This is a genomic window from Ensifer sp. GW823-FHT05D09 (assembly GCF_058795755.1).
In genome coordinates this window covers 62,776-87,967 of record NZ_JBXAIA010000011.1, presented here as the reverse complement: position 1 = coordinate 87,967, position 25,192 = coordinate 62,776, and the positions used below count along the sequence as shown (strand labels likewise).

The window sequence follows — 25,192 nt, the reverse complement described above, 5'->3', positions numbered from 1 at the left end:
CTTGATCTAGAACAACCCCTCTTCGAGCGGAGTTGCCCATAGTGCCCGCGGCCGCAGATTCCCTGCAGCCGCCTGCCCTAAATGGCAAATTTGAAACTCTTCTGGGGGTCCGGAATCATGTCTACTCGCTCCATCCTGCCAACCGCCGCCGCACTTCTTCTGCTGGCGGTCTCGGTCACTGCGGCGCCCGCCGCGGACCTGACTGCACCGAGCGAACCTGCCCCTGAATTGCCGGCCATCAGCGAGCAGAGCCCATGGATGATCCGCGCTCGCGCCCTTGCCGTCCTGCCGGAGGACAGGGCCTCGCTGCAGTTGAACGGCACGTCGCTCGACGGCGAAAAGGTCGGCGTCAGCAATTCGGTCGTGCCCGAGCTCGATATTACCTACTTCTTCACCGACAATATTGCGGCGGAACTGATCCTTGGCACGACCCCGCACACGGCCCGGGGCAGCGGCTCGATCGCCGGCCTGGGCGAGATCGGCAAGGCTTGGTTGTTGCCGCCGACGCTGACGCTGCAGTACCACGTCAATCTGACCGACACGATCAAGCCCTATGTCGGCGCCGGCGTGAACTACACCATCTTCTACAACGAAAAGGCCAAGGGCGACTTCTCCAGCTTCAACCTCAAGAACACCTTCGGCGTCGCCCTGCAGGCCGGCGTCGACATCAAGCTCGATGATCACTGGGGGATCAATTTCGACGTGAAGAAACTGTTCCTGGAGACGGACGTCAGCGCGACCCTACCGGGCGCCGGTGCTGTGACCGGAAAGGTGAAGCTCGATCCCTGGCTGATCGGAACGGGCATCAGCTACCGCTTCTGACGTTCATCGCCAGTACGAAGCAGGGCTACATCAAGACCGATGCAGCCGAACGACTATGCGCCTTCGTCACCGTTCAGCGGCGAAGGCGCATCCAGTCCTTCAGTCGCATGTCATGCGTGATGTGCGGTTACGGCCTTGACCAATCCGGTCGTCAGTTCGCGGCTGGTCGCGTGCGAGATATCGCCGAGCGACAACATGCCGACCATGCGCTTTTCGTCATCGATGACCGGCAGGCGCCGCACCTTGTTTGCCTCCATAAGACGGACGGCCTCTTCGATACTCTCACTGGTGCGGCAGTAGACGATGTTCTTCGTCATGACGTCGCGCGCGGTCAACGACGCAGCGTCGTGCCCATTCGCCCAGGCCCGAACTGCAATGTCCCTGTCTGTCACCATGCCGATGAGGCGATCGTTTTCGCCAACCGGCAGGGCGCCGATATCCTCATCGCGCATGATCCTTGCCACTGTGCGCAAATCCGTTTCAGGGGCTATCCAGCGCGCGCCGGGGTGCATGGCTTCCCAAGTTCTCATGGCGTCCTCCTACGGTTTGGAGGAGTGAGGATAGACGAAGATCGTGGCCAATCATTGATCCGCGCAGCCGGCATGGTCAGCGAACGTGGCTATTCCAACTCCAGCAGGAAGTCGGTCGTCCGGCCACACGGCCAGTGTCGGCTGCCGTGCGCAAGAAGAGCGAGAAGCTTTGATCTGGGAAGAGCGAGGTTACCGGCCGTCGCCCTTGGCAACGAAGAGAAGATCGAAACCGCGGAATTCACGCCGGGCGGCGGACTTCTTGAGGGCAGTCCATATCGCCGAGGGATTGTCGAGGCGGAAGCCGTTGAAGCTTCGGACCAGGCCGAAGGTCGCCATGATGGTGCGAAACGCCCTGACGATGACAGGGCCACTCAGCGAGGCGAACAGGATCTGCGGGTGCACGGCAAGCAGGACGCCCGCTGTCCGCGCCCGATCGATATCCCCGAACTGAGCCAGCGACCTGTACTCATAGCCCTCGATATCGATCTTGAAACACAGCTTGTCGGTTCGCGCCATCGACTGCAATTCGGCGATTTTGATCGTTTTCGCCTTGATGGCCTGCCCGGTCTCGTCCGCGATCAACGCCGAGGTTTCCGAACTGCCAAAACCGCCGCCGACCGAGTTCAGCACCAGCACCTCGTCCTCGGAGAGCGCGGCATTGATCAATGTGACATCGCCCTCATTCTGCGGCTCCATTTCCTTCAGTATGCCGAAGCAGACGGGGTCGGGTTCAACAGTAATGACATTGTCGGCGATCTGAGCCGCCCAATAGGGCGTCACGCCGATCCAGCCGCCGATATCGACAAAGGTCGTGTTGCCGTCGACGAGGCGTTCGATGTTCTGGAAAGTGCAAGGCTCCCACTCGCCGCTTTGAAGGCGCGTAAAGAAACGCTTCTTCTCAGGCTTGTCGGGGAAATGGACTGTCTTACAGAAGTAGGTGATCGCACGCATGGCGCTTCTCTAACCCATATCCCGGCGAAGCGGAATCGTTTTTGCGAAGATCTTCCATGCGGCCAGGACATGTCAAAGGCAGGCGCCGCCGAGATGGTTTCACGCTTCCATGCGCTCGTTGCGGCTGCGCGCTTCCGTCAGTTCAGCGGTCGTCTGGCTCAAGCGGTCGGCCAGCACGCGCATGATCTCCACCGCCATTTCCGGGAAGTCGGCCAGGAGCTTCAGGAAGTCGTCCTTGCGGATGCGCAGGGCCTCGAGCGGGGTCGTGGTGCGCACGGTTGCCGTTCGCGGGGTATTACAGAGAATGGCGATTTCGCCGACGATCGAGTTCTGCTCTACCTCCGCCAGCTTCAGCGGCCCGCCTGCGGTCGTCACCAGCACGTCGGCCTTGCCGGAGAGGATGACATAGGCGGCGTCGCCGATATCACCCTGGTAGAAAAGGGCCTCCCCGGCGCTATACATGACCCGATCGGAGGTAAAGGCAAGAAGCTTCAATTTTGCAGGCGGCAATCCCGAAAACAGGGTTATCCGGCGCAGCATTTCCACTTCGTCCTTGAGCAACATCACAATCCGTTTCTCCCAGTATCCGGTCGAGGGCAACCCGTGTCCCGCTTCGCCGCGGGACCTTATGCTCGTGCCCTGACATTAATATTACATCAAGATGCCATTTCCTTATAGTCGGGTCCTTCGTTAGCCCCCACTTCCGTATCATCGTCGCGAAGCAGACGGCCATTCTCGAAAACTGCGACGCGGTCAAACAGTTCCATCACCGCCGGATTGGCAACGACCCAGACGATTGCCGGGTTGCGACCATCCTGGCGCAGTAGCGCAAAGACGTTGCGGATCACCTGTTCCTGAACGCGTTGGTCGAGTGCCAGCAGCGGCTGGTTGAAGATGTAGAAATCGCAGATGCGGATGAGCGCGCGAGCCAGATCCAGCTTCTGCCGCTGACCCGCCGTCAGTCGCTTCCCCCCAGCGCCGACGTTGAAATCGAAGCCGAAGGCGAGCACATCGTTGTAGAGACCGACAGCCTCGAAAAGATCGCGCACGATCGCCCGGATCTTCTCCGATCCGTCGGCGTGCTTGTGGCCAATGCGCCCGAAAAGCACGTTATCGATGATGCTGCCGGAAGCGATGTAGCGGTTCGGACGATAGTGCTCGATCATGCCTGCGAGGTCCGCCGGCAGCCCTTCGTCGAACTCGCGTCGTGCTGCGACGATCCTTGCCATGAGCTCGTCGGTCAGCAGACCGAAACGGTGACGAGGTTCGATGTAACCGAAACAAAGCCGAATGATCTTGATCTGATCGTCCTCGGCAACATCGGCGCGCGCGCGGCCGCGAACCTTTTGCAACAACGCCTCATAAACGGGGATATCTTCAGCCGTCATGAAGGTCAGCTGCTGGAAGAACGGGTGATCCGGCGGCAAGTCGCGGAACAGTTCGACAACGTTCTCGGCAATCTCCAGACCCATCTCATAGAAGACATCACGCAGGCCGACCCGCTGCAGCACTGTCTTGAAGAATGGATGCCCATCGAGCGCACCGTCCCACATTACCTGGTCGGTGATCGTACCGAAGAGCAGGTTTTCGCCGATGGTCGCTTCGATGTTGTACGAGCCGGGCTCGAAGAACACCACGAGATCGCTGAGCTTTTCCTTTTCGAGGCGCTGCCGCAGCGCACCACGCATCTCGACGATACCGGCGGCAAAAGCCGCATTGCGGTTCGGATCGATGGTAGAGCGGACCGCGAGCGCCATCACGTCGTTGGTGAGAAGAACGGCATCGAGGACCGGCCTGATCTTGACCAACAGATCCTCGGGCCCGGTTGCGCCAGCAGCCCGATAGTCGATCCAATCGCTATTGACGTCAAAGTGTGGGTTCCCGGCGAGCTTGGCTTCGACCAGCTCCCACTTGCGATGGACCGCACCTTCACCTTCATAGTGCACTTCCGTCAACGGCGCGTGCTTCAACCCGTAGAGCAGGTTGTCACCAAGGCTGCCCTGGAACACGTAGACATCCGAGGAAGCGTAGGAGATGCGTCTGCCGGTAACCGATTCCGGCATCTCCAGAATATCCTGGCTGCCGATGAGAATTCGACCGCTCGCCGGCCAGATCAGTCGGGCGAAAGCTTCGGCCAGCACTTCGCCGCCGGGCTTGAGTGCGACCGCCTCGCCTGGCTGCACCTGCAGCGAAACGTGATCGAGAAGCGTCGCGCCGCCATCATCGGTCACAGTCAGGTTGACCGCGGCGAGCGCGCCGCTCAAAGGCTCGGCACTTGTCGCGGCGATCGCGTGAACCTTGGGATCGAGCAGCGGATTGACGCTGAATTGCTCGACGACCTGCGCATATTTGACCTGCACGTCCTGGCGCGCCTGATCCCAGTCGATCAGTTCCTTCAGAGGTCCCGGCAGATCCTTGTAGGCGCCGATGACGGCAACAAGCTGGCCTATGTCAAGCCGGCCCTGAAGCGCGAAATAGCCCCCGATCGAATAGAACAGGAAGGGCGTCACCTGGGCGAGGAAGTTGTTGATGAACTTGACCAGAAACTTCCACTGGTAAAGGTCGTAACGGATCTTGAAGATCCGGGCGAGTCGCGATGCGATGTCGGCGCGCTCGAAATTGGAGGTGTCGTATCCCCGGATGGTGCCGATGCCGTCGACGATCTCGCTCACCCGGCCGGACAATTCTCGCGCGGTCAGCTGGCGCTCCCGCCCAAGGACGAGCAGCCGCTTGCGCATGCGTGGAATGATGATCGCCTGCACGGCGACGATGACCGTGGCGATGAGACCGAGCCAGAAGCTCTGCAGCAGAATGAAGATCAAGGCCGTCAATGCCTGGCCACCAAGCAGCGCCGGCGACACGAAGGCATCGCCAGTGAAACCGCCCAGCGGCTCCACTTCATCCTTGATCATCGTCGAGATCTCGGCCGGCTTCACCCTCTTGAAATGCGTCGGTGGAAACCGCAGCACCCGATCGACGAGTTCGAAGCGGATGCGTCGCAAGAGACGCTCGCCGAGCCGTCCCTTGAAGGTGTTGATGTAGAACTTGAAAAGGCCGTTCACCACCACAAGCAGCAGGAAGACGAGGCTCAGTGCCAGAAGCATACCTTCGCGGCCGAGCTGGAAGCCGTCGAACAGATTGATCGTCCCCAGATAGGGCAGGTCAAAAGAGATCGCCAGGAACGCCTGCGTCGCTTCCGGACTGTCAAAGCCGTCACCTTGAATAGGTCCGTTGACGATCTGCTTGGGCAGATCGAAGGACAGGAAATACGGGATCATGGAAAACGCGACGACCACCAGAATCCAGAGCTGGTCCTTGCGCGTATGGGTCCAAATGTAGCGGGAGAGGCGTGATTCCATGTTTCTGGCAACGGGACCTTATTGAACACTACGATGTGTGCGGCGAGGGCTGCCACCATACCCGGCCACGATATGCTTGCTTACCGCGCATCTCGACTGAATTGGCACAGGCCTTTGGCCGCGAACGCGTTTCGGCGAAATCCGATCCGGTTTCGAATCCGGTTTATTAGATTATGCAGGTGCAAGAGAAATCCGCAATGGACACCTGCCTTCGCCTTTGAGACCCTCGATCGAATTCCATGACAAGAGGTGGAACTCGTACGAAGGGAGAAGAGCGCCCTTGTTGCACTCGATTGCCCGCCAGCTTACAACGGCAGCATGAAACACGCCAGCCACCACCCTACTCCCGCGAGCGACTGGTACGAAAATGCTTTCGACCTGACGCGCGGAATTGCCGCTTACACCAGAAGTCCGTTGATCGACGGTATCGCCAAGGTGATCGCCAAACACCCCGACGCCGATATCGCCAACGCCTTCAACCACAAGCAGGTCGCCTGCAAGATCTGGGCGCGCGACACGCTGCTGGAAGCAGCAGGAAAATCCTATCAGCGGATCGTGGTTCTGGGCGGTTGGTACGGGATCCTTCCGGCAATGTTGCTGGAGGACCGCCGCTTCGAGATTGCCGCAGCTGAAAGCTATGACATCGACCCCTCGGTCGAGACTGTGGCACGCACGCTCAACGCGACCCATGCCGACCGTTTTCGCGCGGTCACCGCCGATATGTATGCGATCGACTACCCTCGTCTCGGCGCCGACCTGATCGTCAACACGAGCTGCGAACACATCGCCGATCTTCGCAGCTGGCTTGAGCTGATACCGGCGGGCACACGTGTCCTCCTGCAGTCCAACGATTATTTCAGCGAACCGACACACATCAACTGCGTTGCGTCCGTCGAAGCGTTCGCCGACCAGGCGAAACTTGCGACGCTCGATTTCGCCGGCGCCTTGCCGACGAAGAAATACACACGGTTCATGCTGATCGGGACGGTCTGACGGGCGCCTTCGAAAGCCACGCACGCAGGATCGCCGCCGTCTGGGCGGCGCCTTCGAGGTCAAGCGGCGGCATTGCCGGCTTCGCACGAGCAAGCTGCGTTTCGACATCGCGCGCCAGGCGAGCAGGCGATACGTCGTGCTCGGGCAGGACGCCGGCGAGCCCGAGCTTTTCCAGTCGCGCTGCCCGCGTCGATTGTTCCGTTTCGCCGCCGGCCGTGAACGGGATCAGCAGAGATGCGCAACCCGCTCGAATGATGTCGCAGACCGTATTGTAACCGGCCTGTGAGACGGAAAGCCGCGCACCGGAAAGCAGGCTGGCGAAATCCCGGCGAAACCGGAACAGTTTCACATTCCCCGGAGCGGCGGATTCGAATGCGTCGTAGTCGACCTGCGGCAGATTGGGCCCGGTCACCAGGCACCAACTAAGCTCCGGCGGCAGAAGTTTCGCGGCCTCCAGGCCGGCGCCGATCAGCTCCTTACCGACCGCGCCGCCGCCGGCCGAAACGACCACATCGAACCGCTCCAGCGGCAGCGCAGGCGCGCTGCCCGCGACGAGGCCGGTATAGGCGACTTTGTCGGCGATCTCCCGCGCGTATGGAAACGTCTCTTCAAGCCGGGCAAAGGCGGGATCGCCATGCACGAGCACGAGGTCGAAATGCGCCTGCACCAGCTCCAGCATTTCCTCCGCCCGGCCCGGCTTGTTCCGCTCCTGCAGGATATCGCGCAGCGATGTAGCCACCAGCGGGCGCGGGGTTGACGCCTCGATCAGGTCGAGCAACGGCATCAGCTCGAACCGCATCTGGCGCCGCCCGAACGGAAAGGCCTCGAAGATCACGACATCCGGATCACATGTGCGGAATGCGTCCAGCAGCATGTTCCGCCGACGTTCCCTGAAATCATCATCGACGGGCTTTCCGGTTTCGTCGGCGAGGCCCGAAAACCCCTTGTCGCCGGCAACGACCGGTGGAAGCGCGACGTGCTTCAATTCGGACGCTGGAAAGCCGGGAACCGGTGTACCGCCAGTGACCACCGTGACGTCGAAACCATCGACAGCGAGCGCACTGCAAACGCGGCTTGCCCTTGCCAGATGGCCGATCCCCAGCAGATGCTGGACATAAAAGAAGACCCGCAGCTGCCGTGTCATGCCGATTTCCACTCGTGTGCAAACAGGTTCGTCAGCTGCTCGATGCTGGAGTGATGGTCAAACTGCGTCCTCACCCGCCGTTCGGCAGCAGCGCCCAGCTGGCTGCGGCGCGCAGGGTTGCGGATCAGCTCTTCCAGGGCGAGCGACAGCGCTTGCGGATCTTCCGAAGGAACGACTCGGCCGTTTTCACCGTCAATCAGGAGCTCGGGCACGCCTGATATTGCCGTAGACACGCAAGCAAGCCGCTGGCTCGACGCTTCGACGAGCACATTCGGCAGGCCATCGCGATCACCGTCGGCCGTCACGCGGCAGGCGAGCGCAAAGATATCACTGGTTCGATAGTGCGCGAGCACGTCCGTCTGGTCGAGTGCACCCTTCCAGGCAATTCTGCCGGAAATGCCGAGTTCGTCACCCAAAACCTTGAGCTTCCCCGTCAATTCTCCGGCGCCGATGTGCTCGAAGCGCCAATGCAGCTCGGGCGGCAACAGGGCGAGCGCCTTCAGGAGGACATCGTACCCCTTCTTGCCCACCGCCCTGCCGACGCTGACGATGCGGACCGGTTCCGCCCTATCGGAGCCATCGCGGATCGAATGTTTGCCGTCGAAATGCGGGAAGCGCTGAAGGTCGAGACCATGATAGCTCAGGTTCACCCTTGCCTTCTGCGATGTCAGGCTCCGCAGGTGCTCATATCCGGTGCGCGTGCACGTCACCGTCCAGCGCGCGCGACCGAGCTTTTCGGAAAGCTCCCAGTCGGGCGATGTCCAGATATCCTTGGCATGCGCCGAACAGGTCCATGGCGTGCTCGCGATCACGCTTGCATATGCCGTGACCGAAGCGGGCGTATGGATGAAGTGCGCATGCAGCCAGCCTGGATCACCCGGCCACTCCGATGCAAGCACCAGCGCTTGTCCGAAACGACGGAAGCGATTGCGGGTCGGGTCCCGTGCAAGGTCCTTCGAGAATTGCCCAAGCGCCTGCCAGAAACCCGGTTTCGGCAGTGAACGCACCAGCGCCTTAAGAACCCGCAGCGGCTCCTCGTGCAGATACTCCGGCAGATAGTGCACATCCGCGCGGATCTCGTCATGCACCGGATGGCGCTTGCCATCGGTCGGACGTCTCAGCGCGATCAGGACGAGATCATGCCCGGCCTTCTCAAGCCCGAGCAATTCCTGCGCAATAAAGGTTTCCGAAAGGCGCGGGTATCCTTTCAGAACGACGGCAATCTTGCGGTCTGTTGGCAATGCTTCAGCTCGATTTCTTGACGATGCTCAGATGCTCGCCCGACTGCTCGCCGAGCCACCCACCGACGATTTCCGAGATATGGACGAGCCCCTCGAGCCGTAGCCCGTTGGCACAGCTTTTGGATGGCGGTGCACGTTGCGGCAGCGCTTTCAACGCAGCAGCGAAACGCAAGGGGTTCTCGGCCTCCTCGGGCAGCAACATGTCGATGAGACCCAACTCGGAGGCGCGGCGTGCGCGGATCAGCTGCTCTTCACGCGGCTGGATACGGGGCACGATCAGCGCCGGCTTGTCGAAAGACAGGATCTCGCAATAGGTGTTGTAACCGCCCATCGCGACGACGCCCTTGGCTCCCGCGATCAGCTCTTCCATGCGGTTGTCGAATTCGATGATCTTGATGTAGGGGATCTTGCTTCCCTTCTTGATCAGCTTTTCGCGTTTTTTCACCGGCATGTAGGGGCCGAGGACCACCAGCGCCTTATGGGTCAGCTCCGGATCCTGCTGGTAGGCATGAATGAAATCGTGGATCAGCTCGGCACCATCGCCACCGCCACCGGTCGTGACGAGAATGTAATCGCCTTCCGGCTTATGGCCGGGCAATTCCTCGCGCGGCACGCTCCTCTGCAGGAAGCCGACGAAGTTCATGCGCTCGCGCACCGCAGGTGGCACTTCGAGTTCCGTGAGCGGATCGTAAAAATCCGGCGGGCCATAGACCCAGATCGTATCGTAATACTGCTCGATCTTGCGCATGGTGTCGCGGCGCTTCCATTCCGCTTCGAGCAGATGCGGCGCATCCATCACCTCGCGCAGGCCCAGCACAAGCGTGGTACCATGCGCCTTGAGGTAGGTCAGCGTCTCCTCGACCTCGCCGCGCAACCCCATCGGCTCCTTGTCGACGATGAAGATGTCCGGCTTGAAGGTTTCTGCCGTGTGCCGGATGATCGACTGGCGCATCTTCAAAGTCTCGTCTAGCTCGATATGGCGATCGAGGGACGTGTATTCGCCGTTATGCAGCTTGATGACGCTCGGTATCTTCACGAAATCGACGCGTGCGCGATAATCGAACGCACCGGCAATCGTTGCGCCCGAAATGATCAGGATGTTCAAACCCCGATAGTCTTCCACCAGCGAATGCGCAATCGTACGGCATCGGCGCAGGTGGCCGAGCCCGAAAGTGTCGTGGCTGTACATGAGAATTCGGGCATCTTCTAAGCGCCGCATCATGCCAGAAACCTTTCGCTCAGGAAAAAACGTACCAAAAGACGCGACGCCGGCTTGCGGCCGGCGTCGAAACGAACCTCATTTGTAGGGATCGGCGGCATCGCGCAAGCCATCTCCCAAGAAGTTGAACGCCAAAATCACAAAAATGACCGGGATCGTTGGGAATAGCAGCCAGGGGTAGAAAGCAATGACGCTCACGCTTTTCGCCTCCGTCAGCAGGATACCCCAGCTGGTGATCGGGGGACGCAGCCCCAAGCCAAGGAAGCTCAGCGCCGTTTCGCCGAGGATCATGCCGGGGATGGAGATCGTCGCGGTGGCGATCAAGTGAGACATGAAGCCTGGCACCAGGTGGCGGCCGATGATGCGGCCGCTCTTGGCGCCCATCAATTGCGCGGCAAGAACGTAGTCCTCCTCGCGCAACGCCAGCAATTTCGAACGCACCGCTCGGGCAAGCCCGGTCCAGTCGAGAAGCCCGAGGATGATCGTGATGCCCAGATAAATCAGGATCGGGCTCCAGGTCGCCGGCATGATTGCGGCCAGCGACAGCCACAGCGGAATGCTCGGGATCGACTGCAGCACTTCGATGACGCGCTGGACGATCAGGTCGAAAACACCGCCGTGATAGCCGGCAAGACCACCGATAACGATGCCGAGAACGAAGCTGACGGTAATGCCGAGGAGACCGATCGTCAGCGAAATGCGGGCGCCATAGATGATACGCGACAGCACATCACGGCCAAGCCTGTCGGTACCGAGCAGGAAGAGCTGCCCATCCTTTGCCGGGCACACGAGGTGCAAGTTGCTTTCAAAAAGCCCCCAGAACTTGTAGCCGTCCCCGCGGCAGAAGAAACGGATCCGTTCGATTTGCTCCGGGTTGTCGGTGTAGGTGCGTCTCAACGTCTCCATGTCGAGTTCCATCGTCCGTCCGTAGACGAACGGCCCGATGAACTGGCCCTCGTGAAACAGCCGTACGGACTGCGGAGGCGCATAGATGAAGTCCACATTGCGTGTGTGCAGATTGTAGGGCGCCAGGAACTCGCAGATGAGGATCATCAGGTAGAGCGCGACCAGGAAGATGCCGGAGATCAGCGCCAGCTTGTGCCGACGGAATTTCCACCACATAAGCCGCAGTTGCGACGCCTGGTTAACCCGCACCTGCTCTTCCGTCATCGCTTCGACGGAATAGGGATCGAATGGTGCGGTCGATACGTAATGCGGCAACGGTTCGCCGGGCGCCGGAAGGAATAACGTCACTTGGTGCTCCTGCCTTGCAGCCGTATCCGGGGATCAAGAATGGCGAGTGCGAGATCGGAAATCAGCACGCCGATGACGGTCAGAAATGCGAGGAACATCAGGAAGGATCCCGCCAGATACATATCCTGGCTCTGCAACGCCTTGATCAACATCGGGCCGGTGGTTTCGAGCGAAAGCACAATCGCCGTGATTTCCGCACCGGAAATGATTGCGGGCAGGATGGAACCGATATCCGAGATGAAGAAGTTCAGCGCCATGCGCAGCGGATACTTGACGAGCGTGCGCATGGGCGAAAGCCCTTTTGCGCGTGCCGTCACGACATACTGCTTTTGCAATTCATCGAGCAAATTGGCACGCAGACGCCGGATCATGCCGGCGGTCCCTGCCGCACCGACGATGATGACCGGAATCCAGATATGTTCGAGGATCGATTTCGCCTTCGCCCAACTCATGGGTTCGGCCATGTATTTCTGATCCATGAGGTGACCGATCGAAATACCGAACCAGATATTGGCGAAGTACATCATGATCAGCGCCAGCATGAAGTTGGGGATGGCGATACCAATCAGCCCCATCAGCGACAGGCCGTAATCACCCCAGCTGTATTGATGCGTAGCCGAGTAAATGCCGATCGGGAAGGCGATCAGCCAAGTGAAGATGATCGTCAGGAAGGAGACGAGGATCGTCAACCACAACCTGTCGCCGACGACATCGCTGACTGGCAACTCATATTCGAACGAATAACCGAAATCGCCCTGCAGCATGCCCCCGAGCCAGTGGACATATCTCAGCAGCGGCGGCTGATCGAAGCCATATTCCTTCCGGAGCGCCTCGATCTGCTCCATGTTGACGCCTTCGCCCTGCGCCCTGATCTCGGCGACGTAGCTCTCGAAGTAGTCGCCGGGCGGCAATTCGATGATGGTGAAGACAAGCGCCGAAATGATGAGCAAGGTCGGAACCATCGCTGCGATACGCCAGAGAATATATCGCAGCATGTCAGCCTTCCTGCTCGATCCAGAACGTGTCGGGTTTGTAGACGCCGAAGTAACTCGTCGGATCGAAGCCGTAGAGCGCGGATTCCGGGACGTTCTTTATCTTGTTGGCGACGAGGATTGGTTGCAGCGAGGAGTTTACGAGGCCGATCGAGAAGACCTGATCGGTGTAGATCGATAGCATCCGCCCCCAGATTTCCGCGCGCTCCGCATCCTCGGCCGAGCGCCGCCAGCGCTCCAGCAGCTCCGTCAGTTCAATGGCGGCCGGCAGATCGGGCGCCTGCCCCATCTCCCCATGCGAGAGATAGTTGAGCCCCCAGACCGGCCATTGCAGCTGATCGTCGGCGGTCGGCGCCAACTGTCCGGGGTTCATGTCCGCCGTCGGCACGCCATTGTCGAGCCCGAACCACATGGACATGGTGATCTCGCCACCGACAGCGCGGCTACGGAACGTGTCGCGTTGCGACGTGCGGATGAACAGGGAAATGCCGACTTTCTGCCAGTAGTCGGTGATCAGTTGCAAGACATCGGTCTCAAGCGTGCTTTCGCCCGCGGTCTCGACCACGATCTGCGCGGCGCGGCCGTCCGAGAGAATACGAATACCATCGCTGCCGCGGTCCGTCAGGCCGGCTTCATCCAACAGCGCGTTGGCCTGCACCGGATCGTGGGCGATCCAGGCGGAGGCGTATTCCGGCCGGAACAGCGGGCTCTCGGGTAGAACCGTGTCGGCACTTTCCTTGGTCAGCCCGTAGAAGACGGCCTTATTGATCTCTGAACGGTCGATGGCCAGCGACAACGCTCGCCGGACACGCACATCCCGCAGCAGCGGACGCCAGACCGGATCGGAGCAGTTGAGGTTGGGAAGCAGCGCAAGCCGTGAGCCTTGCGTCTTCTTCCACAACTTGACCGTGACGGGATAGCGCTTCTCCGCGTCCTTCAGGAAGGTGTAATCGATGAAATCGATATTCGCCGCTTGCAGGTCGCTTTCACCGGTGCCCGCTTTCGCGGGGATCAGCGCCGGCGAACTGACATTGAGGACAAACTTATCGATGTAAGGCAGTTGCAGACCGTTCTCGTCAACCCGGTGATAATAGGCATTACGCTCGAAAACGAATTGTTCGGCCGGCATCGGTGTCGTGTTGCGCCAGGGGTCAAGCGTCGGCAGATCGGGATTTTCCGGGCGATAGGAACGGGCCATGCGCATATGCAGCTGGCTCCATTTCTTGACCCTTTGTTCCTTCATGATCGCCTTGAGCTTGTCCTCTTCCTGGTATTTTTCGTGGAACTGCTTGAGGTAGGCGGCGGGCATTGCCAGCACCAAGGGCTGCGGCGCTGCGAGCTTCTGCAGGAAATCTGGATTGGGTGTGGACCAGGAATAGCGCACGGTCCGCTCGTCGATGAGCTCGAATTTCCCGGCTTCGCCATCCATCACCAGCGCAGTCGACAAGCCTGCCGGACTGAGCTTCTCATTGAGCAGCACATCTTCCCAACAGTAGCGGAAGTCTTCCGTCGTCAGCGGACTGCCGTCTGACCACTTGTGACCCTCGCGCAAATGGAATGTGAAGATCCGATCCTCGACTGTCTCGTAGCTTTCCAGCACATCTGCGTGCATCTCGAGTTTTTCGTCGTAGCCGACGAGGCGCGAATAGCCATAGACGGTCATCAACCGTATGTCCTTCGCGCTGCCGATCAGGCTTTGAACGGTGCCACCATGCTTGCCCGGCTGGCGGCCCATGCCGGCAACATTGATGACGCGCGGGGTCTTCGGCACCCGCTCATTGACGGGCGGCAGCTTTCCCTCGGCGACAAGCGCCTCGAAAAACGTCGGCTCGCTGGCCGCCGCAAGGAGATATTTGGGAAACGCCACTGTAGCGAGCAGGGCGAGCGCAGTTCGGCGAGTGATCATGGCCGTAACTCCCTTGCATCCACTGACTTGCGCGCCAGCACGAAGTGGTCGCCGCCGAGATCAGCAGGAAAAAGCGAACCTTCCTCACCGCCGTCACTGAACTGCGGCCCCCACCGTCGCATGTCCGATCCCTCAACTGCCTTGAGCAGATCGAAATCCAGCGGACGATCGAGATCCGGATACGGAACGGCAGCGAGCAGCGATTTCGTATAGGGATGCACTGGCTTGCGCATCAGAACCTCGCGCGGGGCGAGTTCGACGATGCGCCCTGCACACATCACCGCAATCCGATCGGCCATGTAGTCGACCACCGCGAGGTTGTGCGAGATGAACAGGCATGTCAGCCCGAGTTCCTTCTGCAGATCCTTGAGCAGATTGAGAATCTGGGCCTGGACAGAAACGTCGAGCGCCGACACCGGTTCGTCGCAGATCAACAGTTGCGGCACCAGCGCAAGCGCCCTGGCGATACCGATGCGCTGGCGCTGGCCACCGGAAAAACTGTGCGGATAGCGGTTGATGAACCGCTGATCGAGGCCAACGGCCTGCAGCAGCAGGCGAACGGTCTCTACGCGCGACTTTGCCGTACCACGGCCGTGGATCTCAAGCGGTTCGCTCAGGATATTCTTGACGGTCATGCGGGGAGAAAGCGACGACACCGGATCTTGAAAGACCATCTGGATCTTCGAGCGCAGCGTCTTCAGCTCGTCACCTTCGGCCTTGAGGACATCAATCGGCCCTTCGCCGTCGTCGAAGTTGACACTGCCGCCGTCAGGCGTGATGGCACGCATCAGGATCTTGCTGACCGTGGTCTTACCGCAGCCGCTTTCGCCGACCAGGCCCAGACATTCGCCGCGACGGATATCGAAGCTGACATCGTCCACCGCGCGATGCCGGGACAGGTCCTTCTTGCCGAACCAGGAGGTTTTGCGCGTACCATAGGTCTTGGAAAGGTTGCGCACCGACAGAAGGACGTCGGGGCCAGCCGCCTTGTCGGAATCCTTGGCTCCGAGCAAAGTCCCTGCTTTGACCGGCACTTCGCGAAGCGCCTTCAGCCGCTCGCCCGGTTTCATGTCGAAATGCGGAACGGCGGCCATCAGGCCCTTGAGATAGGGGTGCTGCGGATTGCGGAAGATCGCATCGACCGGGCCCGCCTCGACGATCTGGCCGTGGTAGATCACCACGACTTCGTCAGCCATGTTGGCGACCACGCCAAGGTCGTGGGTGATCAGCAGCATCGCCATGTTGAGCTTGACCTGCAATTCCCGCAGCAGCTGCAGGATCTGCGCCTGCACCGTCACGTCGAGCGCCGTCGTCGGCTCGTCGGCGATCAACAATGCCGGCCGGCAGATCAGCGCCATGGCAATCATCGCGCGCTGGCGCATGCCGCCGGACAGCTCGAAAGGATACATGTCATAGGCCCGCTTCGGGTTGGCGAACCCAACCAGACCAAGCAGTTCTTCCGTGCGGGCGCGCCGTTCCGGCTTTTCCGCATCCGTATGAATCTTCAGAACTTCGGAGATCTGGTTGCCGATCGTATGGAGCGGCGACAGCGATGTCATCGGCTCCTGGAAGATCTTGCTGATGCGTGTGCCGCGCAAGGCACGGATTTCCTCGCCTTCCCGTTCCAGCGAAAGCAGATCGATCGGCTTGCCCTTGGTATCGGGATCGTCGAACAGGATCTGTCCACCGACACGCGCAACATTCGGAAGAATGCCCATGACAGCCTGGCTGATGGCCGACTTTCCGGAACCGGATTCGCCGACGAGGGCGGTCACCTTTCCTGGCAAAACTCTGAAATTCGCTTCCTTGACGGCTTCAACTTTGCCGCCGAGCACCGAGAATGTGATCCGCAGACCTTCAACTCGAAGCAGGTCCGCCCCTGATGTCATCGCAGCACGCTTCCCTCATTGCCCGTGTATCCGTCGCCACTAAAAAAGACTATCGCAGCTTCAGGAGGCTGTCCAGCTTAGGCCTTGCAACCACAGCATAGTTCACGGTCGTGTCGCAATCGTCAGGGAAAGGGGCAAGCCTCCTTGGCCAGCACGTCGGCGCAGTTCGGCGAGCGACGGAAATCGTCGTAATAGAGCGTCCAGTCCGTCACGTCGGCCGCACGATACGGACCGAACTTGAAATACTGGTTATGGCCGAGCCCCTTGTCGTCATGCCCGACATGGCCCTTGACGGTGATGATCGGCTTACCATTGGCATAGAGTTCAATATGGCCGGCGCCATCGGCGCCGGGCTTCGTGTAGATCGCGAAATCGATCCAGCCCGATTTCGGATCCGGCAGCGGATTGCCGTGGTTCGTCACGGCGATGGCGTCGGTGCAGGCATTGAACAGATTGCCGTCGTCCGACCTCCACGCAGGATCTGTCGCCACGAGCATGCGCATCTGGTTGATGCCCGGGCGCCCCCAGACCGGCACTTGACCCGGTCTGCAGGCGGCTGCAACGCCGTCCGGCCCCGAAGATGCCGGCGCGATGTAGTTGGTCTCTACCGTCGCGAACAACTTTCCGAAATTCATGCGCAATGCCAGGAACGGACTGAAATCGCCTTCCGCCCCCGGTTCGATTTCGCGCTTCCATTGCGCCACGAGGTAGCGGTGGTCGCCGGATGGGATCGGGTCGGCGAACTTCACCGAGAAGCCGTACCAGATACCCTGGTCATAGGGCACCCGAAGCTCCGTCTTCTCCCAGATCTCCGCTCTCTCGCTGCAGCCATCAAGTGAATCCGGGCAGACCGGCACGACACTCAGCTTGAGACCGCCATTGCCGCTGCGTTTGACGGCGCTCTGAAACTCGACCGTGCCCGCGCTCTGTTCGAAATTTTCCCGGTAGTAAAGCCCGCCATCCGGCGAGAACTCCTTTCCCTCGAAACCGTCGTAAAGTTTGGTTTCCCACGGTTGCGCAGCCGCAACGCCAGTGATGAAGAAGCTCGCGATGATAAGGGCTGTTCGGAACATTGCGGTCCTTACTGAAGCATCTTGTCGATGAGGCCGCGCGGCGGCTGCAACGGACGGGTGTTGCGATGAAGCAGCATGACATGTTCGGCCTCCGAAAGTCCATCCTGCAAAACATCGTCGAGGCGCTCGTCCGTCTTCGGCAGAAGTGCTGCCTCGTTCGGGTAGAGAATGGTGAACTTCTGGCGCACACCCCGCAGTTTTTCCTGGCCCAGCGCCGTCCAGTCGCCGCCGCAATAATTGACGAAGGCCTCACTGGCGACGATGCTATGGGCGTATTTCTTCGTGAGGTTCTGCAACCGCTGCACCTCGTTGACCGCCGAACCGAAGGCCGAGAACGTCAACCGGTCGCGAAGACCGACATTACCGAACATCACATTGCCGACATGCAGGCCGACGCCGTAACCGATCGGATCGCGCCCCTGCTTGCGCCGCTCGGAGTTGAGCAGTTCCATACGGGCCGTTGCGGCGCGCACCGCGCCAAACGCTTCGCGGGCCGCAAACTCGGACGGTTCCTTGTGCCGTCCACAGGGATACACCGCAAGGAAACCGTCACCGACAAAGCTCAGAATGTGGCCACCATTGCGGTTGAACGGTGCGGCAATCGCATCGAAGTAGCCGTTCAGCGTTTCGATATAGGACTGGCGCCCCTCCTTTTCCGCAAGCATGGTTGAGCGGCGCATGTCGGCCATGACAAGGATGGCGCGCACCGTCTCGCCGTCGCCGCGCCGGACCTGCCCGCTCATCACCCGACGGCCGGCACTCGACCCGAGATAGGTTGTCAACATGTTGTCGGCGAGCTTGCCGAGAACGGCCATCTTGGCCGCAACCGCCAGATGGTTCTGCAGTCGCAGCAACGCTCCGATCACATCATCGGTGAAGCCGCCATGCTGGTCCGTCGTCCAGGAGCCGACCATCCCGTGGCCGGAATCAGCACCGAGCGACTGCATGAAGGCGATATAGTCGGTCGCCCCCTGCTCCTTCAGTTCGTCGAAGATCGGGAACTCGGACGGCGTATCCTTGTAGAGGCGCCGCCGCACATGCTCGAGATTGTTGTTGAGCAGGTAATAGTAGGGGCTGCGCAGGAACCGCTCGGGGTTGAGCGCAAGCTCCTCATGTCGAAGACCGCTGACCTCGACGCCCTTGCCCCGCACCCAGGTGAAACCGAGCGCGTCGTAAAGCGGATGCAGCATCGAAAATGACAGGTGAACGCGCATCAAGGGCAGGCCGGCCGCAGCCAGCCGCTCGCAAAAGCCCTTGACGATCGTCTCCAGCGACTCGTCGCTGAGCGACGTTCGCATGAGCCAGTCCGCGACCTTGTCGATCAGAATTTCGGATACGTTGTCGTTTACCGGGCCCATTTCGCGTCCTCACCGTGACAGACAGTCCAGCACCATCCCTTTGCGATGGACGAACGGCCCGACAATGTGTCGGCGTTCGCTCGCGGCGGGTGATGATGATACGTGCCCGTTAAGAAAATGCTCCAACCGATTCCAGCGTCGATGACGTGCAGGCACCCGGAATGCGGCCGTTATATGCTGCAGATATTGATGGCCCTCTGCAATTTCCAGAGGTGTGACAAGTTTTATTCGTTCATCCGGCCACACGAAGATTTGATGGCTGGCTCACCAGGCGCGGTCACAGCCGGGAAGAGGTGCCGCGCTTGACTTGCAGCCTGTTTCTATCCAACAAACCACGGCATGTCGCCGAGTTGGCGCTTCCCATTCACGAGAGCTGGAACCGAACTTTGACCTCATCCCATAACGAAAGGCTGCTGGCGTCGATTTCGGCCCGCGCCGCCCATGTCGGCGTCATCGGACTTGGTTATGTCGGCTTGCCGCTGGCGATCGCAGCGGCGCGCGCGGGCTTTTCCGTCACCGGATTCGACATCGACCCGGCAAAGATCACGACACTTGATGCGCACAAGTCCTATATCGCAGCCGTACCGGACACGGTCCTTGCCGAGCAAGCGACCGCCGGACGGTTTCGCTCGACAACGGATTTCGCGAGGCTTGGCGGCTGCGATGTCATTGTCATCTGCGTGCCGACGCCGCTGACGAAACACCGCGACCCCGACCTTTCCTTCGTCGAAAAGACGGCGCGCGCGATCGCTGCAACGCTGAGGACCGGTCAACTCGTCGTGCTCGAGTCGACGACCTATCCAGGAACGACCGATGGCGTTGTGCGCACCATTCTCGAAGAAACGGGGCTGAAATCCGGCGTCGACTTCTTTGTCGGCTTTTCGCCCGAGCGCGAAGACCCGGGCAATCCGGTTTACGAGACGACGAGCATCCCGAAGGTCGTCGCCGGCGACGGACCGCTCGCTGCAAGCCTGATGGAGGCGTTCTATGGGGCCGTCGTCAAGATGGTCGTTCCGGTATCGTCCAATGCCACCGCCGAAGCGGTCAAGTTGACGGAGAACATCTTCCGCTCGGTCAACATCGCCCTCGTCAACGAATTGAAGATCGTCTACGAGGCCATGGGCATCGATGTATGGGAAGTGATCGAGGCGGCCAAGACCAAGCCGTTCGGCTACATGCCCTTCTATCCGGGGCCCGGCCTGGGAGGCCACTGCATCCCGATCGATCCGTTCTACCTCACCTGGAAGTCGCGCGAATACGAGTTGCCCACCCGGTTCATAGAACTGGCCGGCGAGATCAATTCGGCCATGCCCCGGCACGTGGTCAGCCGGCTCGCCGAGGCGCTCGATCGCCATCTGGGCAAGGCGCTCAGCCGCTCGACAGTCCTCGTCATCGGCCTCGCCTACAAGAAGAACGTGCCGGACATTCGCGAAAGCCCGTCATTGAAATTGATCGAACTGATCGAGGAACGCGGTGGCCGTTGCGAGTACCACGATCCCTATGTGGCCGAGATCCCGTCGACGCGCGAATACAGCGCCCTGAAGGGCAGGCGATCGGTAGTACTCGACGAGCAATCGATACGGCGGTTCGATGCCGTGCTAGTGGCAACGGACCACGACCAGGTCGACTACGCCGCGCTTGCTGGCGCCTCGCCGCTGATTGTCGATACCCGCAACGTGTTTCACCGTCAGGGCCTGACTGGCGGGCACATCGTCAAGGCGTAGCGAAGGTCGCCTTCAGCTTACTGGCGGCCACCGCATAACCGCCGGAGGCTCCATCGACGAAATGCATGTGGTCCCGGCTCATAGGCGTGGGGACAATGCAGGTCATCAGCGCGGAATCCTGCTGATGCAGGCCGTAGCGACCGACACCGGCCGCTACGGCCTGCCGCAACCGAGCCTCGATCAGGGCGAGGCGCGCGGCACTGATATCAATGGTCATCTTGAGACCGTCGTCGAACTTGCGAAAATCGGTGTTGTTGGCGAGATCCCGTCTATAGCGGTTCGTATCGAACGTTCCCAGATTCCAGCCCATTCGAAAACAGACGAACAGCACCAATGTCTGGAGCGTGATCCACAGGCGCGCCAGAAGCCGCCCTCCCCGCGGCGACCTCGCGCGCGATTCGGCTTCGATGCCCTGGGTGGAGAAGCGCGGTTCGGGTCCGAGTTCGGGCACCGGGTGTGCGTGTCGCTCCTCCTCGTCGGCAAGCGCGACAATATCGGCGATCAGCGCCTGAAACTCAGGTCCGCTGCCTTTTTCGCCCGGCACCGCGATGATGGAGGCGATCGAACCGTGGCGCGACTGGATCGGGTTCCAACGGCAGGAAAGCCCCGTGAGATCCGGCCGTGTGCCTGGCTGTGCGGCCTCGACCTGGTACCGCCCCGCCTTCATGGCCGCTTCCGCCCAACTCGCACCACCACCGGCAAACATCGCGTAGGAAACATCCTCGCTCGCCTTGAAGCGCGCGACGCGCATGTCGAGGCCGGCGGCCCTGATATCGCTGACCGGAACCAGTGCGGCGCGCAGTTCCAGACCGAGTTCTTCGAGCACCCAGGTCTTGACGGCAGAAAGTGCATCCTTCGCTCGCCCGGACATCGATGACGGCAGGACCGCCAAGGCGCCGTCGCCGCCGAAGACAAACGGCATCGACTTCACGTCGAACGCGTTCATCAGCGCGGAGATGACGCTCGCGCCAGCCATGTTCACGGATTTGTATCGACCTTCGGCGATCGCCCCGGTTGAGTTGACGATATCGGCAAGGGCCAGCACCCAGTCGTCAGGCAATGCGCGATAGTTAGCCTCGTCTGCCACGCCTTCGAAGACGTCGAAGAGCGGCACGCTATCGTAAAATCCCGTTTCATCTACCTGTGCCATGGGTACCCCGACCTGCTGACCGTCGGCTATGTCGATAGATGTTCCACGCGAGACCGCAAGAAAAAGTTTCATACGGCATCTCCGATACGGCACGGCAACACCGGCGGTGAACGGGCTGCGGGATCGCAAGGTAAGGCCAAGTGTGCCGCTTATCGCGACGTTCCACCGTGCCGCTGTTACCTGGGGCACAGCGGCGCATGTGTGAGCATCGATAAGCTTAATGTCTAAACAATAACCCATGGCATTGCAGGGGGGTGGTCATATGTGCTTGTCTATTGGGTAAGCGCAGGCAACCAGGTCTGCGTGGGCAGCGTGAAGCCGAAACAGGAATGCAAGAAGACAACTTTCGAGTGCGGTTCTGGGGCGTAAGAGGGAGTTTGCCGGTCTCCGGCGAGCAGTTCCTGCGCTATGGGGGAAATACATCCTGCATCGAAATACGGTGCGGCAAGGAAGTCTTGCTCTTTGATGCCGGATCCGGATTGCGGGAAGCCGGCGCTTCGCTGATCGCCGAAGGCGTCGACAACTACGACCTGTTCTTCACCCACAGCCATTACGATCACATCATCGGCCTGCCCTATTTCAAGCCGATCTATAAATGCCAGTCGTCGGTACGGTTCTGGTCAGGCCATCTGCACGGCGTGATGACCACCAAGGAAATGATCCGCGACTTCATGCGGCCCCCTTGGTTCCCGGTCGATCCGGACATCTGTCAGGCGAGCCTCGAAGGCATCGATTTCAAGCCGGGTGACGTCCTGACGCCGCGCGAGGGTGTGACGATCCGCACGACGAGCCTCACCCATCCCGGCGGATGTGTCGGCTACCGCGTCGAATGGAACGGCCGCGCCGTTGCGCTCGTCTACGACACGGAGCACGAACCCGGCATCCTCGATCCTGCGGTGCTGGAGTTGATCGCCGGCGCCGATATGATGATCTACGACTGCACCTATCTCGAAAGCGAGATGACGTACTATCGTGGCTTTGGGCATTCGACCGGTGACCACGGCGCTCGCCTTGCCATGGCCGCCGGCGTCAAGCGCCTGGCGATGTTCCATCACGACCCTGCGCGAACGGATGCGCAGCTGGACGCGATGGAAGTGGACGTGCAGTCTCTCTTCGCCGAAGCATTTGCCGCCCGCGATGGCCAGACTATCGATCTGTAAGATCTCTTGTCCGGCGCCAACAGCACGCGGGATGGCCTGATGTGGCGGTGAAGAGTTTTTCAAGAAAATCCCACACGGCTGCATCGTGCACGAGGTGATGGGTCAAAAGCCCGAGCGTGCCGCCCGACTGATCCTCCCTGCCCTCGACGTCGCCGCAGACCTGCCGTATGCGCTCGATGATATCGGCAATGATCAACGTGTGGTCCCTGCATCCGCGCGTGCCGCGCCAATCCATGACGTCGACGTGGGCATTGACGAGCGGGAACGGCGATGGCTTCTCCGGGCCGAAAACCGAAAGCACGGAAAACCCGATCTCGGGCAACCGTGGCGATAGAGCTGCATCGATCCGATTCCATGGCGGCACGAGCATCGGGACGAAGTGTTCGGGAAAAAGCGTCCGCAGGCGCTCGGCGCCGCGTCGCAGTTCATCGAGGATCACCGCCGGAGGGCGATGCGCACCGAGTTCCTGCTTCTTCTCCTCTCTCGGCGCATGGTTCCGGTGCGCCCAGCCATGTGCCGCCACACCGATATCGACACGGCCGGAGAGATGCCGCGCCAGCGCTTCGGTTGCCGGCGCAGGCGGCACGGCAAGTGTCAAGGGTACGGCATGGCTTGCCGCAAGCGACAGAAGTCGATCGAGTGGCGCAGTCGGCTCGACGGCGTCGTCGTCCCTCAACCAGAAGTCGATCTGACGTTCCCGCGCCTGAACGCGATCGAGCTCATCGATGAGCAAGTGCCAATCCGCGTCAACGGTCACGACGTCTTCTCCAGGAATTTGCCGAAAATCTCGTCCAACCGTCTTGCCGCAGCGCAAAAGGACCGCTCGTCGTGGACGAAGCGGCGGGCGCTTTCGCCATACCGTCGACGGGTCTCCGGTTGATCGATCATGTGGCGTATCGCGGCCGCATAGGAATTGACGTCGCCCTCCGGCGTCAGCAATCCGGTCACGCCGTCCCTAACCACCTCCGGCACTCCGGCCGTCCTTTGCGCGATAACCGGGAGTCCCGCCGCCTGCGCCTCGAGGTAGGCCAATCCATAGGCTTCGCCGCAGCCGGGCCAGAGATAAAGCGCACTTTCGCCGAGGATGCCCGGGATCTCGCTCGCGTCTCTTTCGCCGAGCCATGCCAGCCGACCCGCCGGCAACGCGGCAAAAGCTTCGTGGACATCCGGCCGGCATGGCCCATCGCCGACAATGGTCATGGTCCAAGGGCGATCGGCGACCATGGAGAGGGAACGGGCAAGCATCTGATAGCTGTGCATTTTGTCGCCGCCACGCATCATCGCCACGGTGACGAGACGGCAGTCGTCGACGGCACCAGGCGATACCGATCGGAACCGCGTCGTATCGATAAAGGGGGCCAGCATCGCATGCCGACACCGGGGCGCTGCCTCAAGCAGGCCATCGCGATCCCGCTGCGTCAGGCAGATATTGACCGCGGCCTGCTCGATGCCGGCAAGCACATGGTGTTGCGCGACCGCGCGGATGCCTTCGTTTCGGCGCAACGAGTAGGAGGCTTCGGCAGTCAGGTAGGGGATGGAAAACTCGGCCGCAAGCCCCGGCCCGATCAGGTCAGGCGCCTTGTAATAGGGGTGGTAGCAAAACCAGGCATCGGGCGGCGTTCCTGCCAGCCAAAGCTTGCGAAGACGCTCTGTTTCGCCCGCTGCCGCTGCCATCGTCAACGCAAACTGAGTGTCGGAACCATCGGCCATGAAGCTGCGCAGTTCGCTTGCGATCGACACTTCGTGCCCGGCTCGTCCCAGCGCATCGACCAACATGCGCGCCATCAGCCGGTCGCCGGACGGAACAGGGTGGCTGGGCGATTTCAGCGGTGCGTAGAAGGCGATTTTCATGCAGGCTGAGCTATCTCGCCTTCCTGGTACGGTGTCAACGGCGCCAAGGCGTGTAAGTGCAGCCTTTGCCCGGGTCAATTGACCGGGATGTCGAAGTAGTCCCTTCGAACAAGCTTGAGCGATCGGTCGGGCTGGATGATGTAGCTCTCTTTGACGAAGCTGCTTCCGCTCATGAAAGTGTGCGGCACGATGCTGCCGACCGGTGCTTTCGTCAACTTGGTGCGCGGCTGCCCACCATAGGTGATGCTGCCCGGTATCGGCTCCAGATCTGGCGTCGTACAGCCGGCAAGGGCAAGGCACAGCGCAGCGAACAGCACCAATGACTTGCCGGAAGGGGACCCGCGTCCAAATACAACCATCATCAATACCTCCTTAAGCCGGAACGAAACGAAGTCCGAAAGCATGACACGCGAAGAACTGCCGCGTTTTGCGACCACGACATGCGCAAGAACAATAGACTAAAGCGCTGTCAACGAATCTCAAGGACCGCGACTCGCTTTGGCGGTCGGTGGTGGCGCACCGCAAACAGGATGCGCAACGACCGCCGGACATTCCAGACGGACCACATGATGCTTT

At 60.6% G+C, this 25,192-nt stretch carries 21 protein-coding genes; 4 read left to right on the top strand and 17 right to left on the bottom strand.

All coding sequences use genetic code 11. The annotated features are described in order from the left end of the window. Positions 1–117 precede the first annotated feature (117 nt). Complete coding sequence (locus tag AC1Q80_RS25840) at positions 118–822, top strand: OmpW/AlkL family protein (RefSeq protein ID WP_492362271.1); 705 nt, start codon at positions 118–120, stop codon at positions 820–822. A gap of 110 nt (positions 823–932) precedes the next feature. Here the strand turns inward: AC1Q80_RS25840 and AC1Q80_RS25835 are convergent, their stop codons facing one another. From AC1Q80_RS25835 to AC1Q80_RS25820, 4 genes are all read right to left on the bottom strand, one after another. Next, positions 933–1,352, bottom strand: coding sequence for a CBS domain-containing protein (locus AC1Q80_RS25835; RefSeq protein WP_492362270.1), 420 nt, complete (start codon positions 1,350–1,352; stop codon positions 933–935). Between the two features lie 189 nt (positions 1,353–1,541). After that, complete coding sequence (locus tag AC1Q80_RS25830) at positions 1,542–2,303, bottom strand: FkbM family methyltransferase (protein ID WP_492362269.1); 762 nt, start codon at positions 2,301–2,303, stop codon at positions 1,542–1,544. 99 nt (positions 2,304–2,402) lie between these two features. Further along, complete coding sequence (locus AC1Q80_RS25825; RefSeq protein WP_077501973.1) at positions 2,403–2,867, bottom strand: cyclic nucleotide-binding domain-containing protein; 465 nt, start codon at positions 2,865–2,867, stop codon at positions 2,403–2,405. Between the two features lie 92 nt (positions 2,868–2,959). Further along, positions 2,960–5,662 (bottom strand): ABC transporter transmembrane domain-containing protein, encoded by a 2,703-nt coding sequence (locus AC1Q80_RS25820; protein ID WP_492362268.1) that lies wholly within the window; start codon positions 5,660–5,662, stop codon positions 2,960–2,962. A 318-nt stretch (positions 5,663–5,980) separates the two neighbouring features. Between AC1Q80_RS25820 and AC1Q80_RS25815 the strand changes: the two genes are divergently transcribed. Next, positions 5,981–6,655 carry a class I SAM-dependent methyltransferase gene (locus tag AC1Q80_RS25815; RefSeq protein WP_173423434.1) on the top strand — a complete coding sequence of 225 codons (675 nt, stop codon included), beginning with the start codon at positions 5,981–5,983 and terminating at the stop codon, positions 6,653–6,655. On the opposite strand, the gene AC1Q80_RS25810 is transcribed toward AC1Q80_RS25815, so the two are convergent. The 9 genes from AC1Q80_RS25810 to AC1Q80_RS25770 form a co-directional block, all read right to left on the bottom strand. Then, positions 6,633–7,799, bottom strand: a complete 1,167-nt coding sequence (locus AC1Q80_RS25810; protein WP_492362267.1) for a glycosyltransferase family protein — start codon at positions 7,797–7,799, stop codon at positions 6,633–6,635. The genes AC1Q80_RS25815 and AC1Q80_RS25810 overlap by 23 nt on opposite strands. Continuing rightward, on the bottom strand, positions 7,796–9,040 hold the full coding sequence (locus tag AC1Q80_RS25805; protein WP_492362266.1) for a glycosyltransferase: 1,245 nt from the start codon (positions 9,038–9,040) through the stop codon (positions 7,796–7,798). Before AC1Q80_RS25805 ends, AC1Q80_RS25810 begins: the two co-directional genes overlap by 4 nt. 4 nt (positions 9,041–9,044) lie before the next feature. Beyond that, on the bottom strand, positions 9,045–10,262 hold the full coding sequence (locus AC1Q80_RS25800; RefSeq protein WP_173423097.1) for a glycosyltransferase family protein: 1,218 nt from the start codon (positions 10,260–10,262) through the stop codon (positions 9,045–9,047). Between the two features lie 75 nt (positions 10,263–10,337). Beyond that, positions 10,338–11,513 carry an ABC transporter permease subunit gene (locus AC1Q80_RS25795; RefSeq protein WP_173423098.1) on the bottom strand — a complete coding sequence of 392 codons (1,176 nt, stop codon included), beginning with the start codon at positions 11,511–11,513 and terminating at the stop codon, positions 10,338–10,340. Further along, on the bottom strand, positions 11,510–12,508 hold the full coding sequence (locus AC1Q80_RS25790; RefSeq protein ID WP_492362265.1) for an ABC transporter permease: 999 nt from the start codon (positions 12,506–12,508) through the stop codon (positions 11,510–11,512). Before AC1Q80_RS25790 ends, AC1Q80_RS25795 begins: the two co-directional genes overlap by 4 nt. 1 nt (position 12,509) lies before the next feature. Continuing rightward, a complete protein-coding gene (locus AC1Q80_RS25785) occupies positions 12,510–14,411 on the bottom strand; it encodes an ABC transporter substrate-binding protein (protein ID WP_492362264.1) in 1,902 nt (633 codons plus the stop codon). Next, positions 14,408–16,300 (bottom strand): ABC transporter ATP-binding protein, encoded by a 1,893-nt coding sequence (locus AC1Q80_RS25780; RefSeq protein ID WP_492362263.1) that lies wholly within the window; start codon positions 16,298–16,300, stop codon positions 14,408–14,410. Before AC1Q80_RS25780 ends, AC1Q80_RS25785 begins: the two co-directional genes overlap by 4 nt. 122 nt (positions 16,301–16,422) lie before the next feature. Further along, entirely contained in the window at positions 16,423–17,373 is a 951-nt protein-coding gene (locus tag AC1Q80_RS25775; protein ID WP_492362262.1) for a polysaccharide lyase family 20 protein, read from the bottom strand. Positions 17,374–17,381: 8 nt separating this feature from the next. Beyond that, entirely contained in the window at positions 17,382–18,731 is a 1,350-nt protein-coding gene (locus AC1Q80_RS25770) for an adenylate/guanylate cyclase domain-containing protein (protein ID WP_173423103.1), read from the bottom strand. 386 nt (positions 18,732–19,117) lie between these two features. Here AC1Q80_RS25770 and AC1Q80_RS25765 point away from each other — a divergent pair, with 386 nt between their 5' ends. Then, positions 19,118–20,455 carry a nucleotide sugar dehydrogenase gene (locus AC1Q80_RS25765; protein WP_492362261.1) on the top strand — a complete coding sequence of 446 codons (1,338 nt, stop codon included), beginning with the start codon at positions 19,118–19,120 and terminating at the stop codon, positions 20,453–20,455. Here AC1Q80_RS25765 and AC1Q80_RS25760 read toward each other — a convergent pair. Next, entirely contained in the window at positions 20,445–21,605 is a 1,161-nt protein-coding gene (locus AC1Q80_RS25760; protein ID WP_173423435.1) for a DUF3095 domain-containing protein, read from the bottom strand. The two genes, AC1Q80_RS25765 and AC1Q80_RS25760, sit on opposite strands and share 11 nt — an antisense overlap. A 329-nt stretch (positions 21,606–21,934) precedes the next feature. On the opposite strand from AC1Q80_RS25760, the gene AC1Q80_RS25755 reads away from it, so the two are divergent. Then, positions 21,935–22,765, top strand: a complete 831-nt coding sequence (locus tag AC1Q80_RS25755; RefSeq protein WP_173423105.1) for an MBL fold metallo-hydrolase — start codon at positions 21,935–21,937, stop codon at positions 22,763–22,765. Here the strand turns inward: AC1Q80_RS25755 and AC1Q80_RS25750 are convergent. From AC1Q80_RS25750 to AC1Q80_RS25740, 3 genes are all read right to left on the bottom strand, one after another. Further along, complete coding sequence (locus AC1Q80_RS25750; RefSeq protein WP_492362260.1) at positions 22,752–23,522, bottom strand: polysaccharide deacetylase family protein; 771 nt, start codon at positions 23,520–23,522, stop codon at positions 22,752–22,754. The two genes, AC1Q80_RS25755 and AC1Q80_RS25750, sit on opposite strands and share 14 nt — an antisense overlap. Continuing rightward, positions 23,519–24,616 carry a glycosyltransferase family 4 protein gene (locus AC1Q80_RS25745; RefSeq protein WP_492362259.1) on the bottom strand — a complete coding sequence of 366 codons (1,098 nt, stop codon included), beginning with the start codon at positions 24,614–24,616 and terminating at the stop codon, positions 23,519–23,521. Before AC1Q80_RS25745 ends, AC1Q80_RS25750 begins: the two co-directional genes overlap by 4 nt. 74 nt (positions 24,617–24,690) lie before the next feature. Further along, on the bottom strand, positions 24,691–24,975 hold the full coding sequence (locus tag AC1Q80_RS25740; RefSeq protein WP_492362366.1) for a hypothetical protein: 285 nt from the start codon (positions 24,973–24,975) through the stop codon (positions 24,691–24,693). Positions 24,976–25,192: the final 217 nt, after the last annotated feature.